General features: G+C 44.2%; 12 protein-coding genes. 8 read left to right on the forward strand and 4 right to left on the reverse strand.

From position 1 onward, the window contains the following. The first annotated feature begins 529 nt into the window (after nucleotides 1–529). The 8 genes from hpf to NFR88_RS11655 all read left to right on the forward strand — a co-directional run bounded on the left by hpf (nucleotide 530) and on the right by NFR88_RS11655 (nucleotide 8,899). Nucleotides 530–1,057: a ribosome hibernation-promoting factor, HPF/YfiA family gene (gene hpf / locus NFR88_RS11620; protein ID WP_160202413.1), complete on the forward strand. Its 528-nt coding sequence runs from the start codon at nucleotides 530–532 to the stop codon at nucleotides 1,055–1,057. Nucleotides 1,058–1,215: 158 nt separating this feature from the next. Further along, nucleotides 1,216–2,061 carry a diadenylate cyclase CdaA gene (cdaA, locus tag NFR88_RS11625; RefSeq protein ID WP_160202414.1) on the forward strand — a complete coding sequence of 282 codons (846 nt, stop codon included), beginning with the start codon at nucleotides 1,216–1,218 and terminating at the stop codon, nucleotides 2,059–2,061. After that, a complete protein-coding gene (locus NFR88_RS11630; protein WP_161908934.1) occupies nucleotides 2,051–3,256 on the forward strand; it encodes a CdaR family protein in 1,206 nt (401 codons plus the stop codon). The genes cdaA and NFR88_RS11630 overlap by 11 nt, the downstream gene beginning before the upstream one ends. Before the next feature lie 9 nt (nucleotides 3,257–3,265). Continuing rightward, nucleotides 3,266–4,618 (forward strand): phosphoglucosamine mutase, encoded by a 1,353-nt coding sequence (glmM, locus tag NFR88_RS11635; protein ID WP_251616147.1) that lies wholly within the window; start codon nucleotides 3,266–3,268, stop codon nucleotides 4,616–4,618. Between the two features lie 35 nt (nucleotides 4,619–4,653). Beyond that, on the forward strand, nucleotides 4,654–6,483 hold the full coding sequence (glmS, locus tag NFR88_RS11640) for a glutamine--fructose-6-phosphate transaminase (isomerizing) (protein ID WP_251616149.1): 1,830 nt from the start codon (nucleotides 4,654–4,656) through the stop codon (nucleotides 6,481–6,483). A gap of 11 nt (nucleotides 6,484–6,494) precedes the next feature. Further along, a complete protein-coding gene (locus NFR88_RS11645; RefSeq protein WP_160202418.1) occupies nucleotides 6,495–7,004 on the forward strand; it encodes a GerMN domain-containing protein in 510 nt (169 codons plus the stop codon). A gap of 27 nt (nucleotides 7,005–7,031) precedes the next feature. Continuing rightward, the gene (locus NFR88_RS11650; RefSeq protein ID WP_160202419.1) at nucleotides 7,032–8,282 is read left to right on the forward strand and encodes an adenosylhomocysteinase; all 1,251 of its coding nucleotides are present in this window, start codon (nucleotides 7,032–7,034) and stop codon (nucleotides 8,280–8,282) included. Between the two features lie 47 nt (nucleotides 8,283–8,329). After that, complete coding sequence (locus tag NFR88_RS11655; RefSeq protein ID WP_160202420.1) at nucleotides 8,330–8,899, forward strand: TIGR01440 family protein; 570 nt, start codon at nucleotides 8,330–8,332, stop codon at nucleotides 8,897–8,899. Between the two features lie 262 nt (nucleotides 8,900–9,161). Here NFR88_RS11655 and NFR88_RS11660 read toward each other — a convergent pair whose 3' ends face one another. The 4 genes from NFR88_RS11660 to NFR88_RS11675 form a co-directional block, all read right to left on the reverse strand. Next, nucleotides 9,162–10,391: a hypothetical protein gene (locus NFR88_RS11660; RefSeq protein WP_251616151.1), complete on the reverse strand. Its 1,230-nt coding sequence runs from the start codon at nucleotides 10,389–10,391 to the stop codon at nucleotides 9,162–9,164. Nucleotides 10,392–10,597: 206 nt separating this feature from the next. Further along, entirely contained in the window at nucleotides 10,598–11,332 is a 735-nt protein-coding gene (locus NFR88_RS11665) for a hypothetical protein (RefSeq protein WP_251616153.1), read from the reverse strand. Between the two features lie 61 nt (nucleotides 11,333–11,393). After that, nucleotides 11,394–11,765, reverse strand: a complete 372-nt coding sequence (locus tag NFR88_RS11670) for a cell wall hydrolase (RefSeq protein ID WP_160202423.1) — start codon at nucleotides 11,763–11,765, stop codon at nucleotides 11,394–11,396. Nucleotides 11,766–11,802: 37 nt separating this feature from the next. After that, the gene (locus tag NFR88_RS11675) at nucleotides 11,803–13,335 is read right to left on the reverse strand and encodes a recombinase family protein (RefSeq protein WP_251616155.1); all 1,533 of its coding nucleotides are present in this window, start codon (nucleotides 13,333–13,335) and stop codon (nucleotides 11,803–11,805) included. Between the last annotated feature and the right edge of the window lie 52 nt (nucleotides 13,336–13,387).

Raw genomic sequence — 13,387 nt, forward strand, 5'->3', positions numbered from 1 at the left:
GAAGCGTAGAAAAAGGGACAGCGAAGTGAACGAAGAGAACGGAGGAGAGAGCAAAGCGAACGTTGCCGTTTTTCTATACTTTTCGCCCAAAGGGCGGAAAGTATAGCGAAGCGTAGAAAAAGGGACAGCGAAGTAAACGAAGAGAACGGAGGAGAGAGCAAAGTGAACGTTGCCGTTTTTCTATGCTTTTCGCCCGAAGGGCGGAAAGTATAGCGAAGCGTAGAAAAAGGGACAGCGAAGTGAACGAAGAGAACGGAGGAGAGAGCAAAGCGAACGTTGCCGTTTTTCTATGCTTTTCGCCCAAAGGGTGGAAAGCATAGCGAAGCGTAGAAAAAGGGACAGCGGCGGCAGCTGCATAGGTAGCCTCATCGACCTAGGAATAATTTCAGGAAAAAAGTCGGACTTGGCACAAAAAAGATATATGATTTTTCAGAAAAGTATGTTATAATGATTTTAAAGAAAATCACCTTTGCTTTCGGCGTTTCTGCTGAAAGGCCGGACTCAGAGGAGTGGCTAAGGAGGTCATCACATGAAGGTAAACATCACAGGTAAGAATTTTAACACTTACAAGCATTTACAGGACACACTGGAGAGGAAATTTGATAAGCTTGGGAAATATTTCTCCGATGACATTACTGTAAAAGTGGTATTATCTCAGGAGAGAGGCAAGGACAAGATAGAGGCAACTATCAACGCCAAAGGGGCAGTATTCAGAAGCGAAGACGTTTCGGATGATATCTATGAGGCAATTGATAAGGTTGTAGATAAGCTGTCCAGCCAGATGGCAAGATTTAAAGGCAAGCTGCAGAAGCGTTATAACGACAACAAATCCGTAAGATTTGAGAGTCTGCCAGAACTTCCGGAAGAAGTGGAAGAAGTAAAGGTTGTGAAAACCAAGAAGTTTGAGCTCTCGCCGATGTCAGTGGAGGAAGCGATTTTGGAGATGGAAATGCTGCAGCATAATTTCTTCGTCTTCCTTGATATGGAAACAGACAGCGTCAATGTGGTCTACATCAGAAAAGATGGAAACTATGGTGTGCTGGAGACAACTTACTAATAAAGGAAATGTTTTAGGACTGTCCGTTTGGGCGGTCCTTTTTGAATAGAAAACTTTGTTAAGATTTCATGAGTTTACCATGGTTTTTGTGCCAATTCCCTTGAATTTTTTAGTTAGATACGGTAGAATTATATAAGCTATATATAAGGGGAAGGCATATGGAAAATTTTTTCAACAACATCATTTCCAGTATTGGAATTAACGATATTTTGGACATTCTCATCGTGGCCTTTATCGTCTACAAAGTCATTAGTTTTATCAGAGATACCAGAGCGCAGCAGCTGGTGAAAGGACTGCTTGTATTAATTGCCGCTTTTTTCCTTTCAGATGTGCTGGACTTGTATGCGCTTAATTGGATTTTAAGGGGGACACTGACCATGGGTATTATTGCTCTGGTTGTAGTATTTCAGCCTGAATTGCGCAGGGGCCTTGAGTATGTAGGCAGAAGTAAGATTGTGAAAGCGCCATTCGGTCAGTTGGACAAAGAAAAGGCAAAGGATATTACCGACGAATTCGTCAAGGCAGTGAACTCTTTTTCTGCGACAAAGACTGGTGCGCTCATTATTTTGGAAAGAGAAACAGCTCTTGTAGATATCGCTGAGACCGGAACTGAAGTCAATGCGGATATTTCTGCACAGCTTTTGGGCAATATATTCTATGAGGGTGCGCCGCTCCATGATGGAGCTGTCATTATCCGTGCAGACAGGATTTATGCTGCAGGATGTGTTCTGCCTTTGACAGAAAATAAAAATTTAAATAAAAGTCTGGGAACCAGACATAGAGCTGGTATTGGAATTACCGAACATTCTGATGCGATTTCCATCATTGTGAGTGAGGAAACGGGCGTTATTTCTATGGCAGTGGATGGAAAGCTGACGAGATTTTTAGATACTAAGACTGTTGAAAAAACTCTTTTAAATTTATATTTAAACAAGGAAGGAGATCGCGGCGACAAGCTGAAAAAGATTATAGGCAAACTGGGGAGGAAGAAAGATGCTAGATAACAAAAAGTTCAATATCGTCCTCTCTGTGCTCATAGCGATTGGAATTTGGGCATATGTTATTGGGGAAACCAACCCGACCGACACCAAGACTTACAGGGATGTCCCAATTCAGTTTCTGGGGGAAGAATCGCTGGATGAAAACGAGCTGGCAATTTTAGACATCAGCGCTGAGACTTTGAACGTGACGGTGACGGGCACAAGAGCCAACGTAAGCAGACTGCGCCCTGGTGATATTACTGCTTCTGTCAGCTTAGAGGAGGCAGCGAAAGGTGAGAATCAGTTACGGGTCAATATCAGAGTGCCGGATAATGTGGAAATTGAAGATAAAAGTTTAAATAAAGTCACTGTTACAGTTGAAAACAAAGTCTCAAAGGAAATTGACATTCTGCCGCAGTATGAGGGAGTTTTCAGTACGGATCAGGAACCGATTACAGTAGAATTGAGCCGCAGCAAGGTTACGGTAACTGGTGCACAGTCACTGGTAGAACAGGTAGATCATGCTAGTGCCTTGGTAAAAGAAGGAGAAGTAACAGATAGGTTGAAGACCATTGCCTGCAAATTGGAACCTGTAGATAAAAGAGGCGAAATGATAGAGAGAGTCAAACTTTCTGCAGGGTCTGTACAGGTGACAGCGGAGCTTGGAATGGCGAAGACCGTACCGCTAAAGGTGCCAGTTGTGGATCTATCCGACGGCACATTGGAAAAATCCGTTTCTGCTCCGAAGACTATTACGATCAAGGGAAAAAGCAGCGTCCTTGAATCCATTGAATTTGTTACTGCTGAGGCTATTGATTTGACCGATGTTACAGAGGATACTACGGTGAAGATTGTGCCAGTACTTCCTGCAGATGTACAGGTTTCCGGAAGGTCAGCAGAATCTATGATTGCAGAGATTAAGGTGGAAGCCCTTAGCACTAGGACTTTTACTTTTAACAGCGATGAAATTGATATGCAGAATTTGGCAGCGGATTTACAGGCGGAAATCTCGGGAATTGATCGTCTGGTTGTTGTTCTGACAGGTAAAGAGGAACAACTTGCAGCTATAGAAAAGGAAGATATTATACTGCAAGTGGAACTGAAGGATAAACAAGAAGGTAGTCATCAGGTGAGTCTGGAAGTCGTGTGTCAAAAAGATTGTACTAAAATTGAAGTGATTCCGAAAAAAGTACACGTTGAAATTGAGCAAAAGGAATAGAGGCTATTTATGGGAAGATTATTTGGAACGGACGGTGTCAGAGGCATCGCCAATTCAGAACTGACGCCGGAGCTGGCGTTTAATTTGGGAAAAGCAGGCGCTCATGTTCTGCGCAAAGAAAGCAAAAGACCAGTTATTGTAATCGGTAAAGATACAAGAATTTCCGGTGATATGCTGGAAAATGCTTTGACTGCTGGTATTTTGGCTGTCGGCGGAAATGTGATTAAAGTTGGCGTAATTCCTACGCCGGCAGTTGCATATCTGGTAAAATATTATCATGCGGACGCTGGGATTGTCATCTCTGCTTCGCATAACCCTTTTGAATATAACGGAATTAAATTTTTCAACAGCGAGGGTTTTAAGCTGGACGATGCCATAGAAGAAAAAATAGAAGATATTATTATCAGAGGAATCGACACCAATAGCCATAAAACTGGTGATGAACTGGGAAGATGTCTGGATGCAGGTGATGATGCGGCGGAGCTTTACTGCAAGTTTCTTCTGTCAACCATCGATATCAGGCTGGAAGGCATGAAGGTGGTGTTGGATTGCGCCAATGGTGCAGCATTTAAAACAGCACCAGCAGTTTATCGCGCTTTGGGTGCAGAGGTAATTACTATCGGGTGTGAGCCTGACGGCCTTAACATCAACGATAAAATTGGCTCAACTCATCCTGAAAAATTGCAGCAGGCAGTGGTATCAGAGCATGCTGATATTGGTCTTGCTTATGATGGAGATGCAGACAGACTTATCGTTGTAGACGAAAAGGGTATGGTCATTGACGGAGACAAGACCATCTGCATTTGTGCTAAAATGCTAAAAGAAGCAGGTCAGCTTGCTGAGAATAAGGTCACTGCAACGGTAATGAGCAATATCGGCTTCCATAAATATATCAAGGATGTTGTGGGTGCAGAGGTAGAAGTGACTGGTGTAGGTGATAGATACGTGCTGGAATCTATGCAGGAAACTGGTTGCATTCTGGGTGGAGAACAGTCCGGTCATATTATTTTCCTGAATTACACCACGACGGGGGATGGAACCCTTTCCTCCCTTCAGTTTGTAAAGGCGGTAGCATCGTCAGGAAAAAGGCCTTCGGAGCTTTCCGCTGAGATTGAAATTTTCCCACAGGTTCTTGAAAATGCGAGGGTAAGCAATGAAAATAAAAAAGCCTATCTAACCGATAAAGAGGTGCAGCAGGCTATTTCTGCTATTGAAAAAGAGATGGAAGGAAGTGGTCGAGTTCTCATCAGACCATCCGGCACAGAACCGCTGGTTCGCGTGATGATTGAGGGCAGTGATATAGAGAGAATTCATCAGCTGGCAACAGAGCTGGCAGATTTAATTAGCAGGAAATTCAGCTAGAAAAAAGGAATTGAGAGATAAGAGAGGTATAACTTATGTGTGGAATTGTAGGATATGTCGGGGCTGATAACGCCAGAGACATTATCATTGATGGACTTAAAAAGTTAGAATATAGAGGATATGACTCTGCGGGAATTGCCCTGCACAGTGGCGGTGAACTAATCGTCAGAAAGAAAGAGGGCAAGATTGCTAATCTGGAAAAAGACATTGCCGGTGAGAACCTTTATGGAACAACGGGAATCGGACATACAAGATGGGCAACCCATGGCGTTCCCTCTGACGCCAATGCACATCCGCATATAAATGGCGATAGTTCTATCGCCATTGTGCATAATGGAATCGTAGAAAACTATGTGGAATTAAAGGAGTGGCTCACCAAGGAGCACGGCATTACTTTTCGGACTGAGACGGATTCAGAAGTTATTGCACATCTTTTGGGCGTTCTAAAGAAGACAACCCTGGAGGATGCCGTCTTCGAGGCGGTAAAGCTGATGAGGGGTGCCTATGCCATCGTAGCGATGTCAAAGGATGAACCAGGCAAAATCGTGGCATACAGAAAAGATGCGCCGCTGATTGCAGGTCTGGGAAAAGGCTGTAACTTCATCGCTTCAGATATTCCGGCGCTGTTAAAATATTTGAATAAAATATATCTGATTGAAAATAACGAGATGGTAATCTGCACACCGGAGCAGATTCAGATTTTGAATCAGGACAAAAAGCCAGTTAAGAGAGATGTGCTGCAAGTGACTTGGAGCCTTGAGGATGCTGAAAAAGACGGATATGAGCACTTTATGCTAAAAGAAATTCATGAGCAGCCGAAAGCGATCAGAGAAACTTTAACCAGGCGTCTTGATGAAAACGGCAGAGTGAAGTTAGACGGTATTTCTTTGACGCTGGAAGACCTGAAGAAATTTAACAAGATTTATATTGTTGCCTGTGGAACAGCATATCATGCTGGTCTTGTGGGCAAGTACGCCATAGAGAAGATGGCAAGAATTCCGGTAGAGGTAGATGTTGCATCGGAATTTAGATATAGAGATCCATTTGTGGATGAGAATACTTTGTTTATTGCAATCAGCCAGTCGGGAGAGACTCTGGATACGCTGGCAGCGCTGCGTGAAGCCAAGAGCAAAGGTGCCAGGATTTTATCCGTAGTTAACGTAGTGGGAAGCTCGGTAGCAAGAGAATCCGACGATGTATTCTACACTTGGGCAGGGCCGGAAATCGCAGTGGCGTCTACTAAAGCATACACCACCCAGATGGTTTGCATGTATCTCATTGCCCTTTATATGGGGGACTTGAAGGGAACTATTACGGAAGAATACTATCAGGCAATGCTGGCTGAACTTATGGCAGCACCGGAAAAGGTGGAGCGGATTATCGAAAAATCTGCAGAGATAGAAAAGCTTGCCAAGGTACTTTATAATAGAACGCAGGTATTCTTTATTGGAAGAGGTATGGATTCAGCGGTAGCGTATGAGGGATCTCTGAAGCTGAAAGAAATTTCATATATCAATTCCTTTGCTATTGCGGCAGGGGAGCTGAAACATGGAACGATTGCGTTGATGGAGCCTGAGACCATTGTTATTGCATTGGCAACACAGGATGCGCTCTTTGAGAAGATGTTTTCCAACATTGTAGAGGTAAAAGCGCGGCTTGCACATGTGGTTTCTATTGCAAAAGAGGGCAAGGCGCAGATTGAAAAGCAGAGTAATGAAGTTATTTACATTCCACCTTGTGCTGACGAAGTTTCACCGCTTCTGTCTGTGATTCCACTACAGCTGTTTGCTTACTATGTGGCAAGGGAAAAAGGTGAGGATATTGATAAGCCGAGAAATTTGGCAAAGAGTGTTACTGTAGAATAAAGGAATCACCGATGAAGCATATTTATTTTAAATTACTGGTGATTCTTGCAATCATCTCATTATTTATGGCATGTACCGGATTTGGAAACAAAGTAAGAGTAAAGGTTGTGCTGCTGAATATGAATGCGCTGCAAACAGGTAGCATAGAGGAAATCTTACTGGAACGGACTGATGAAGTTTCAAGCGGCGGTAGAACGGAGCTTTACGGAAAAGCGCTGAAGTGCCTGCAGGAAAAGAAAATTTCTGCAGATATGCAGGCGGGTACAGCTTTTAAGAATCAGTACAAGATAAACTACATTAAGGAAGTAGAAGGCGAAGTCACTGTTGATTTTTCCAGTCGGAATCTGGTTGGAACGGAGCTGGAGGAAAGGCTTTTAATTGCACAGATTGTAGCCACTTTGACAGGCTCATTTGAAGAGGTGAGCAGAGTGCGCTTCACTGTGGACGGAGAGCCGGCGGAAACACTGATGGGACATGTCTGTATTGCGTACAGCTTTGCTTCGCCGCTGGAAGCAGTATAAATACATATAAGAAAAGGAATTAGAATCATGGAGAATTACGATATCAGAGATATTTCACTGGCGCCCTCAGGGCATCAGAAAATAGAATGGGTCAGAAACAATATGCCGCTTCTTCGCGGAATGGAAGAGGAGTTTTCAAAAACGAAGCCTTTTGAGGGAATCAAAATTTCTCTTTCTGTGCATTTGGAGGCGAAGACTGCATACCTTTGCAAGGTTTTGGCGGCAGGCGGCGCGGAAATGTCTGTAACAGGCAGCAATGTGCTTTCTACGCAGGATGACGTGGCAGCAGCCCTTGCAGACAGCGGCATGAAGGTATTTGCATACCACGGTGCAACACCGGAAGAATATGACAAACATATTGAAATGTGCCTTGAACACAAGGCAAACATTATCATCGATGATGGCGGTGATTTAGTCGGCATGTTGCATACAAAGCGTCCTGATTTAGCAGAAGAAGTCTGGGGCGGCTGTGAGGAAACGACTACCGGCGTCATTCGCTTAAAGGCTATGGAAAAAGAAGGTATTTTGAAATTCCCTATGGTTGCAGTAAACGACGCAGACTGCAAGCATTTGTTTGATAATCGTTACGGTACTGGACAGTCCGTTTGGGACAGTATCATGAGAAACACCAACCTGATTGTAGCAGCAAAGACTGTGGTAGTAGTCGGCTACGGCTGGTGCAGTAGAGGCATTGCAATGCGCGCAAATGCTCTGGGCGCAAAGGTGATCGTTACGGAAGTAAATCCTGTAAAAGCCATTGAAGCCAAGATGGATGGTTTTGACGTGATGACTATGGAAAAGGCTGCGCCTTACGGCGATATCTTTGTATCGGCGACAGGCTGCTGCAAGACGATTACTGTGGATCATATGCTCACCATGAAAGACAGAGCCATTTTGACTAATGCAGGTCATTTTGACTGCGAAGTAGATATGAAAGGCCTTGAAGCAGCAGCGTTAGAGAAGAAGGAAACCCGTAAGAATATTATGGGATACAGGCTCCCAAATGGAAAATGGGTCAATGTTATTGGGGAAGGTCGTCTGGTCAACATTGCGGCAGCTGACGGACACCCTGCGGAAATCATGGATATGAGTTTTGCAGTGCAAGCCCTTTCTGCCATGTACATCAAGGAGCATTACAGTGAGCTGGGAAAAGGTGTTGTCGATGTCAGCACTGAAATTGACGATGTTGTTGCAAGAAGAAAGCTTGCAGCTTGGGATATTGAAATTGATACACTGACAGAAGAGCAGGAAAAGTATCTTGCCAGCTGGAATGTATAACAGAAGCGACATGTGAACATGCAAATTCATTTAAGGAAGTGATATAAATGTCTTATGAAGAAATCAGAGAGCAGGCAGCAAGTGCGGTGAAGGAGCTTTTAGAAGCTGCAAAGCTGCAGAAAGGCGATATCTTTATTATTGGCTGCTCTTCTAGTGAAATTAAGGGAGAGCGGATTGGGAAGGGTTCGGACTTCAATGCGGCGAAAGCGGTCTATGACGGCGTTTATCCGATTCTGGCGGAAAGAGGAATCTTTCTGGCGGCACAGTGCTGTGAACACCTGAATCGTGCTGTTATTGTGGAGAGGGAAGCTCTTCTTCCCGGTACAGAGATTGCTAATGTAGTACCACAGACCCATGCAGGCGGCTCCTTTGCTATGGCAGTTTATGAAAACGCAAAGAATCCTGTAGCTGTGGAGGAAATCAAAGCGGACGCAGGTATGGATATTGGAGATACGTTAATCGGTATGCAGCTCGCGCGTGTGGCGGTGCCAGTTCGCATTTCTGTAAAGAAAATCGGAGAGGCGCATGTGGTATGCGCTAGAACCCGTCCAAAATTTATCGGCGGTAGCCGCGCTGTTTATGACGATATCCTGTCTGGCGGCGATGTGAAGCGATAGAAAAGAGAAAAAATCTTTGACATAGACAGGAACAAATACACCGGTTTCATCATACTGTAAAGTAAAATCTATGAAAGAAGCAGGTGAAATATTATGTCAAACAATTGTGGATTATTCAACAACGAAGGTGGAATCGATACTAGCTTATTGTTCTTCTTCTTACTGTTAGTAATCATTTTCTGCAACTGCGGAAACTAAACATTACCTATTAGAAAAGGGCTCCACTTGGAGCCCTTTTGGCATACTGTTTTTTAATTTAGGATTATTTCCACTGAATTTCGTAATAACCATTACCAGAACCGTATTTGGTAACCTTGATGTAGTAGGTTCCTTTTTGCAGATATCCCATATGAACGCCATTGATTGTAGTATAAAGCTCTAATCTGCCTGAATAGGAATCTGGACTGCTTCCGTTATAAAACTCGGAAGATCCCATAGACTTGGAACCGCTGTAAACGGTAATCTTGATTCCGCCAGAACCGCCGGTTTCTGTATAAACATCTAAGTTTACTGCCTGATTGCTGTTGACTTTAATCTTGTACCAGTCAGCAGAAGTCTTAGACTGGGTTGCGGTAACCAGACCTTTTTTCTTTCCGCCTTTAGAAATGCTTTTTGCTTTTGATTTGCTGCTTCCGCTGTTTTCGGTCACCTTTGTCTGTTTTACCTTAATGCTGTAGCAAGAATCAGTAGCGGTAGAAACAGCTACATAGTAGGTTCCCTTTGGAACAGCGCCAAAAGTAGTATAATCGATAGAGGAGCTTACAGTTGTAACGCCACTCAGGGTCTTTTTCTTTTTGGAATCCATGATTTTCACTTTATATTTTGAATTGGTTCCATCGCCCCAAGGGAAAGAAATTGTTAATTTTCTATTTCCTACGGTAGTAACTTTATAGTAGCGATAACCGCTTCCTGATACGGAGGCATAGAAGTCTTTGTTGGATTTTAGTGTTGAGCTGCTGGTGGTTGTTTTTGCTGGTGCATAAGTTACAGTGAAAGCGCTCTGTGCACTACCGTAAGCAGCCTCGAATACTAAGTAGTAAGTACCAGCTTTCTTTACCTGCACGGAGAAAGTCTGAACGTCGTCTGTTGTCTCAGCAGCAGCAATGCGGCGTGCGTCGATATATGAGTCATTAAGGTCTTCGTACAGATAGACATTAGTATCGCCGACAGATAAAATATCAAAGATAAAGTTTCCTGCTTTTGGAATTTCTACCGCATAATAAATTGCCTGACTTGTATATTCCGTGGTGGTATACATATTCAGGTCTTTGTCTGCAACAGTGTTTAAATTCTGTGCAACAACCGGAGTTAACTCTGTTGTGTCGTCTGCAGCTTTGAACTTAGCGGCATCCTGGAAAGGAGCTCCCTGTAATGTAATGTTTCCTTCAGGAAGCGTTACAGTATCCGCAAATACGCTCTCTGTTCCGGCAAATACTGTGGATAAAACCAAAGCCAGTGCCAGAGTGAGACTGATTAATTTTGATTTTCTCATTATTGTGTCCTTTCATATTCTTAATTGATTTTTTTCATAAAAATTATACCCCTTATGGAAGAAAAATGCAATATTCTTGCTAAAAATTTCATGTACAAGTTTGAGGAAAATTAGACAGATTCTGCTGGTTTTATCCTCGCATATTTTAATGAAAAAAGCAGATGGAAAGTCTTTTGGAACTTTCCATCTGCGGGGTACAGAGTTATTTATCTGAAATAAGGCAGTTGAGGGGTTGCGTAATAAATATAGACATATTTAATATTATAGTAGTCGATTGCACTGACGTTACCTGTGCCGATTTCCTGCAGCAGAATGTAGTTGACGCCGACGCCGATAAGGTAACCGTATCGGTCTTCAACGTTGCTGGAACCTACCAGCTGCTCAACACGCATATACTTTCCAATCTGTGTTCTGAGGAAACCGTTTAAGTACTGAAGATTTTCATAATCGATTGTCTCCTGATAGCCTGGCGGAAGGAGGGGATTATTAGGTACTTGAAACTGCGGGGCTTCAGGAAGAATACTTGGAGGAACACTACTGCTGCTTGGTGTTTGCGTGCTGCCCGTTGCGGAAGACGAAGTAACTCTTCCAGTATCTGCGTTAGCATTTGTGAAAAGCGCCGGAGGATCCGGCTGACCTGGAATGGTTTCGAAAGATCCTTCGGCAGCAGGAATAATGGAAGGTGCCTGCGTTTCTGCACCACTCTGATTTACTGCTTGTGTACCTGGCATTGGCACGGTTGAAGCGACAATCCCAGGAAAGGTAGGAGAATTTGAAGTGCCGGGCATTTGCTGCGGTGTGTATGGGTGATTGGTGCAATTTGTCATTTGAGGGTAAGTAATAATTGGTGCGGGAATAAAATTGATATCATGGTTATCTATTGGTTTTGGCTGCAGGGACACGTTACCGCATCCGCTTTTTGCATTACATAATGTTGCCATATAAATTACCTCGCTTTAAATTTTTATAACATAGGAATGTCGATTTTTGATTCGGTTGTCATTAAGTATTGGCATAATAGGAAGTTGGAAGATAAAAACAGTGATCACCGATTCGGTTATGAATCACGCCCACATTTGTAGGGAAATAGGTGGGACAGGTTGGGCTGTAAGGGTTGTGAAAGAATAGAGAACCATCCACACCGGGCAGCCTGCCGCCGCCCATTGCCCAGTCTACAATATCATAATGCTCTTGTGTCGGGGTCATATTATAAATATTTTGCCTGTTGTAAGTGCCGCCTATAGACTCGCGCAGACATACAAACTGCCCCTGCTGTAAAATGATGGCGCGAATGTCGCCGCCATTGCTAACGCGGGCAAACTCACCGTAATCTATTGTAGCGCGATTCATAATCACTGTTGCGACAGCGCGCATACCTATATGCGCTCTAGTTTACCACCACGGGCATTTTTTATAACTTGAGATGTATCTCAAGCTTGAAATCTAGCGGATTAGAGCCTTTTGGCTTATCGTACACAACGTAGTCGATGAGACCGCATAAAAACTCATTTTTGTGCTGCGGATCCAGATTTTCATAAACGTGGTCGATAAATTCCATTGCGGAGGTGATTCTCGGCAGTGTGTTTTCGGAATGTAGTTTTTTCTCTTCCAGTACCTTTATTTTTTCTTCGGCTTCCTCGATGAGGGCGTACTCTTTTTCAGTGGCAGCGGCAATTACTTTTCCACGCTGCAGAAAATCCTCCGAGGTGTAAGTTCCTTCTTCCAGTAAGTCATACTGACGTTGGCGCTTTTCCATCAGCTTTTTAATTTCTTTCCTGGCGTTTTCGATGGCCTGCGAGGTAAGGGCAATCTCTTCTTCCAGTTCAGCTGCTGGATCAATGTCGCGGTACTTCCACTGCAGACCTTCGAGTATGTCTCTGACCTGCGAAATGAGCCGCTCTTCGACGATATCTATGTAAGTGGACATTACACCTCCACAGCTTTGAGAACAACGCAGGGTAGGCTTTTTCTTGGTGGAAGAGCGCTGACTCATGGTGCGACCGCAGGCGCTGCACTTGATAAGATAGGAAAGGGGATTGCTCAGATTCCGAGAATAGATGTGCGGTACGATGCGCTCTTTGGCAAGGTCCTGCGCCTTCCAGAATGTTTCTTCGTCAATGATGCCTTCGTGTTTGCCCTCGTAAATATTCCAGTCTTCGATGGATTTCAGCGTGCTGCCAACGCGGCGCCCGTCTTTATAGGTGAAATCCCGCTTATTCCATGCGACTTTTCCGATGTAAATAGGATTGTTGAGAATCCTGCGGATGGTGGTGCGCTGCCAATCTGCGCCATTATGGTTTTTTATGCCGAGGTCTTTTAGGTACCGGGCAATGCGGGTATCTCCGTATCCCTTGTTTACGTAGAGGTCAAACATCAGCTTTATGATTTTGGCTTCCTCTTCCACAATGTAAAGGGTTTTGTTTTCCTTGCGGTACCCGAACGGGGCATTAGTGCCGATATAATTGCCGGCGTTGAGACTTGCCTGTTTTCCGCGGGCAAAACGGCGCTTGATGGTGACAAGCTCTTTTCGGGCGAAAAATGCCTTGAAGTCGAACATGTCTTCGTCTGTCTCATCGGAAAGGTCATAGGTTTTGTCAGGCGTGATGATGCGAACCTGCTTCCTCTTGAAGAGGTTCAGGATATAGCCCTGATCCTGCAGGTCGCCGCGACCAAGTCTGTCGATGTCCATGACAAGAACCGCATCGACAAGGCTTTCTTCGATATCGGCAAGCAGCTCCAGCATCATGGGTCTGACTGCGATGCTGTCGCCGGTCTGCACTTCTTTATAGACCTTGACAACGTTCAGGCTTTTCGCCTTTGCCAGCCTGTTCAGGGTGTCGTGGTGACGGGCAAGAGTCACTTCGATGGGTTCATCGAGGTGCTGCTCGTCTTTCCTGGACTTGCGCAGGTACATGTATGTGTTCCATAGTTCCATTGGTTTCATGTGGGGGCTCCTTTGTTGCAGCAGGGGGCGTATAAAAATGCTCCTAAATAAT

Origin of the sequence: Senimuribacter intestinalis, assembly GCF_943192965.1 — a bacterium.
Classification (GTDB): domain Bacteria; phylum Bacillota; class Clostridia; order Peptostreptococcales; family Anaerovoracaceae; genus Senimuribacter; species Senimuribacter intestinalis.